Raw genomic sequence first — 4,444 nt, 5'->3', positions numbered from 1 at the left:
TGTGTTGACCCATTTACTGGCAAGGTTCCAACCAAGGTAACCAAGGCCTGAGGCGACAATACCAAGCCACAGTAAAATGCCCCACTGGAGGTTAGTTGCAGGCATCATGTTTAGTTCAGCAAACAGCAAAACACCCAGGCCGGCAATAACACTGGCACCAAAGAAAAACGCAGCAAACTGCTGACTTTGTGCCAATGTCTTACCGGTCGGTAAACGTTTATAAGCAACTTGACCGGCGGCAAAACACGCATTGGCGGCCTGAATTAAAAAGAAACCAGTGATGAAATCATCAGACAGCGGTTGATACCGAATTATGGCAGCGCCGCAAACGGATACTGCCGCAGCAATCCACCATAAAAGAGGTAAATGCTTGCGGTTGAGTATGAGTTCGTCAATGAGGGTTATGTAGAGCGGTGTAAAAATAGTGAACAAAAGCACTTCGGCAACGCTCAAATACAAAAACGCATGGTAAAGAAACAAATACATGGCGCCAATTTGTATAGCGCCAATAACGGCCAGTTTAGTCAGTTGAGGTAGCTGCCCACTTTTGGGAGACAAATGCCGCCAACGAAATAACGGTAACACGGTTATCAGTGCTAAAATCATGCGGATAAACACAACAATATAACCGTCAACCTGACCGGCAAGATAAACGCCGATTAGCGAAAAACTGGCGGCCCAAAGTAAAGTAATCAGAATTAAGAGGGTCACGTTAAGGCTCACTTAACTAAATTTAGCTCATCAATAGATGACAAAATAACACAATAAGAAGGTGAATTATGTCTAAGAAAGTGCCTCTGTATATAGATGGCGAATTTGTCGCCTCGAAGTCAGAACAGTGGATTCCTGTCACCAATCCAGCGACACAGGAAGTTATCGCACAAGTGCCAGTTGCTACCCAGAGTGAAATGGAAGCAGCGGTTGAGAGTGCACGCGAAGCTTTTAAAACCTGGAAAGAAGTGCCTGTTTCTGAACGCGCTCGTGTCATGATGCGTTATCAGGCCTTGTTAAAAGAACATCAGGAAGAAATAGCAGAAACTCTGGCGCAGGAAACCGGTAAAACTTTTGAAGATGCAAAAGGTGACGTCTGGCGTGGTATCGAAGTGGTTGAACACGCAGCCAATATTCCTTCGTTATTAATGGGTGAAACTGTTGAGAACGTTGCCCGTAAAATTGACTCTTACAGCTACACTCAGCCACTTGGGGTTTGTGCAGGTATTACGCCGTTTAACTTTCCGGCTATGATCCCACTGTGGATGTTCCCGCTGGCAATTGCTTGTGGTAACACCTTTATTCTTAAACCTTCTGAGCAAGATCCATTAACCCCAAATCGTTTGGTGGAATTATTTGAACAAGCTGGCGCGCCTAAAGGTGTGTTGCAGGTCTTGCATGGCAATAAAGATCAGGTTGATTTTCTGCTGGATCATCCAGCCGTTCGTGCCTTGTCATTCGTTGGTTCTGTGCCGGTTGCAGAGTACATCTACCGTCGTGGTACAGAAAATGGTAAGCGCGTACAGGCCTTTGCTGGTGCGAAAAACCATTGCGTTATTATGCCAGATGCCAATAAACAGCAAGTGATCAACAACATGGTTGGTTCTTCTGTTGGTGCAGCGGGTCAACGTTGTATGGCGATTTCTGTCGCAGTATTTGTTGGTGCGGCAAAAGAGTGGATTCCTGAAATTGCTGAAGCCATTGCGAAAGTTCGTCCGGGCGCATGGAATGATGAAAATGCCGCTTATGGTCCGGTTATTAGCCCACAAGCAAAAGAGCGCGTTGAAGCTTTGATTACTCAGGGTGAAAAAGAAGGCGCGAAATTGTTGGTTGATGGTCGTAATTGCAAAGTTGATGGCCTGCCAAACGGTAATTGGGTTGGTCCAACAGTATTCTCTAACGTAACGCCGGATATGGAAATCTACAAAACGGAAATTTTCGGTCCGGTATTGTGCGCCACAGAAGTGGACAGCTTAGAAGACGCATTAGAGCTGGTTAACAACAACCCTTACGGTAATGGTACTTCTATCTTTACTGCAAGCGGTGCGGCAGCGCGTAAATACCAGCACGAAGTTGAAGTGGGTCAGGTAGGAATTAACATTCCAATTCCGGTACCACTGCCGTTCTTCTCATTTACCGGCTGGAAGCGCTCCTTCTTTGGTGATCTTCATGCTTATGGTAAGCAGGGCGTTCGTTTTTACAGTGAAACGAAGACAGTAACGGCGCGTTGGTTTGAGAGCGATCTGGAAGATCCAGCAGGTCCTAACATGTCAATTAACCTAAGGTAGTAGGGGATAGCGATGAATTTCGAATTGACAGAAGACCAGCAAGCCTTTGTTGATACGGCTAAGGCGTTTGCTGATAAAGAGCTGGCGCCTAATGCGGCTAAGTGGGATGAAGAACACCATTTCCCAATAGAAGTGTTCCGTAAAGCCGGTGAAATGGGCTTTATGGGCATGTACACGCCGGAAGAGGCTGGCGGCTTTGGAATGAGCCGCTTAGATTCAGCGCTTATTTTTGAGCAACTGGCAGGTGGTTGTACCGCAACAACAGCCATGATGACCATTCACAACATGGTCACCTGGATGATTGGCTCGTTCGGCCAACAGTCTGTGATTGACCAGTGGGTACCAGAGTTGGTTACCGGTGAGAAGCTAGGCTCATACTGCCTGACAGAACCTGGTTCAGGTTCAGACGCCGCCAGCTTACGTACCAGTGCGAAAAAAGATGGCGACGAGTATGTTCTGAACGGCTCTAAAATGTTTATCTCCGGTGCCGGTGAAACTGACGTTCTGGTGGTTATGGCACGCACTGGCGAAGATGGTCCTAAAGGCATTTCTGCCTTTGCTGTACCGGCCGATGCCAAAGGTGTTATTTACGGTAAAGCCGAAGAGAAAATGGGCTGGAACGCCCAGCCAACTCGCTTAGTAACGTTTGAAGACGTTCGTATTTCGGCAGAAAACTTGCTGGGTAAAGAAGGCGAAGGCTTTAAGTTTGCCATGATGGGCTTAGACGGTGGACGCATCAACATCGCCGTTTGCTCTGTCGGTACCGCACAAGCGGCGCTGAATACCGCTAAAGCCTACATGCAGGAACGTACGCAATTTGGTAAGCCGTTGGCAGCTTTTCAGGCACTACAGTTTAAGTTAGCCGATATGGCAACTGAACTGGTGGCAGCCCGCCAAATGGTGCGTTTGGCAGCCAGTAAAGTTGATAACAACGACGCTGACAAAACCACCTATTGCGCTATGGCGAAGCAGTTTGCGACCGATGTTGGTTTTAAGGTGTGTAACGACGCACTGCAACTGCACGGTGGTTATGGCTACATAAAAGAGTATCCATTAGAGCGCCATGTGCGTGATGTTCGTGTTCACCAGATTCTGGAAGGCACGAACGAAGTCATGCGTATGATTATTGGTCGCCGTATGCTGGCGGATAACGACCGCGAAATCTTGTAAGGAGACTCCATGCAAGACGTTGTAATTTTTGAAGAACTAAACGCCGGTGACAAAGTCATCGGCGTTGCTACATTAAATTCCGAAAAATCACTGAACGCTCTGAGTCTGGCAATGGCTGAAAAGCTGCTACCACAGCTCAAGAAATGGGCAGATGACGACAAAGTGGCTTGTGTCTGGTTGCAGGGCGCTGGTGAAAAAGCCTTCTGTGCCGGTGGTGACATTGTCGCTATGTATAAAGCTATGCAGGCCGAGCCAGGTAAATTAGTGGAAGAGGTTGAAAACTTCTTTACCCAGGAATATCAGCTTGATTACTTTATCCAGACATTCCCTAAGCCCTTCATTTGCTGGGGTGACGGTATTGTCATGGGCGGTGGTATGGGCTTAATGAACGGGGCCAGCCACCGCATTGTGACTGAGCGCTCGTTACTGGCCATGCCGGAAGTGACGATTGGCTTATATCCGGACGTTGGTGCTACCTACTTCCTTAATCGCATGCCACAAGGCTGTGGTTTATTCTTAGGTATTACGGGTGCAACGATGAACGCAAATGATGCGTTATATCTGAACCTGGCAGACCATTTCGTGGGTCACGAAAGTAAAGAAACGATTCTGACTCAGCTTAAAGAAATGGAATGGGGTAATACCTCCGCACTGAATAAGCAGAAAGTGACCGACTTATTAAGTTCAGTTGCCAGCAACGACACAACGGCCTTACCTAACCCTCAGGTTGAGCCACACCAGTCGCTTATTACAGAATTAACAGCCGGCAATGACATTGGCGATATTGTTACACGTATTGTGAATGATGAAACCGATGATAAATGGCTGGCGCGGGCGCGTAAGAATCTGGCAAATGGTTGTCCGTTTACTTCGCATCTGGTCTGGAACCAACTGCAGCAGGGCTCTGATTTGTCGTTGGCGGATTGTTTCCGGTTAGAGCTGACCTTGTCTTGTAACTGTGCGGTTCGTGGTGACTTTGCAGAAGGTATTCGGGT

General features: G+C 47.5%; 4 protein-coding genes. 3 read left to right on the top strand and 1 reads right to left on the bottom strand.

Translation table 11 applies throughout. The annotated features are described in order from the left end of the window. Positions 1-711, bottom strand: a 711-nt coding sequence (locus B3180_RS12245) for an EamA family transporter (protein WP_286844836.1), incomplete at its 3' end; no start/stop codon positions are given. A gap of 68 nt (positions 712-779) precedes the next feature. Here B3180_RS12245 and B3180_RS12240 point away from each other — a divergent pair. The 3 genes from B3180_RS12240 to B3180_RS12230 all read left to right on the top strand — a co-directional run. Beyond that, the gene (locus B3180_RS12240; protein WP_054488204.1) at positions 780-2,279 is read left to right on the top strand and encodes a CoA-acylating methylmalonate-semialdehyde dehydrogenase; all 1,500 of its coding nucleotides are present in this window, start codon (positions 780-782) and stop codon (positions 2,277-2,279) included. Positions 2,280-2,291: 12 nt separating this feature from the next. Further along, a complete protein-coding gene (locus B3180_RS12235) occupies positions 2,292-3,449 on the top strand; it encodes an acyl-CoA dehydrogenase family protein (RefSeq protein WP_278358753.1) in 1,158 nt (385 codons plus the stop codon). 9 nt (positions 3,450-3,458) lie between these two features. Beyond that, positions 3,459-4,444 (top strand): enoyl-CoA hydratase/isomerase family protein (locus B3180_RS12230; protein ID WP_286844831.1); only part of this gene is annotated, 986 nt, incomplete at its 3' end.

The sequence above is a fragment of the Idiomarina sp. UBA4206 genome (assembly GCF_002383015.1).
Taxonomy (GTDB): domain Bacteria; phylum Pseudomonadota; class Gammaproteobacteria; order Enterobacterales; family Alteromonadaceae; genus Idiomarina; species Idiomarina abyssalis.
The sequence above is the reverse complement of the archived record's forward strand: the minus strand, read 5'-3'. Positions and strand labels throughout refer to the sequence as shown.

Coding starts and splice junctions, on each gene's coding strand:
- B3180_RS12235 (WP_278358753.1), top strand. CDS start 2,292: ATGAATTTCGAATTGACAGAAGACCAGCAAGCCTTTGTTGATACGGCT.
- B3180_RS12240 (WP_054488204.1), top strand. CDS start 780: ATGTCTAAGAAAGTGCCTCTGTATATAGATGGCGAATTTGTCGCCTCG.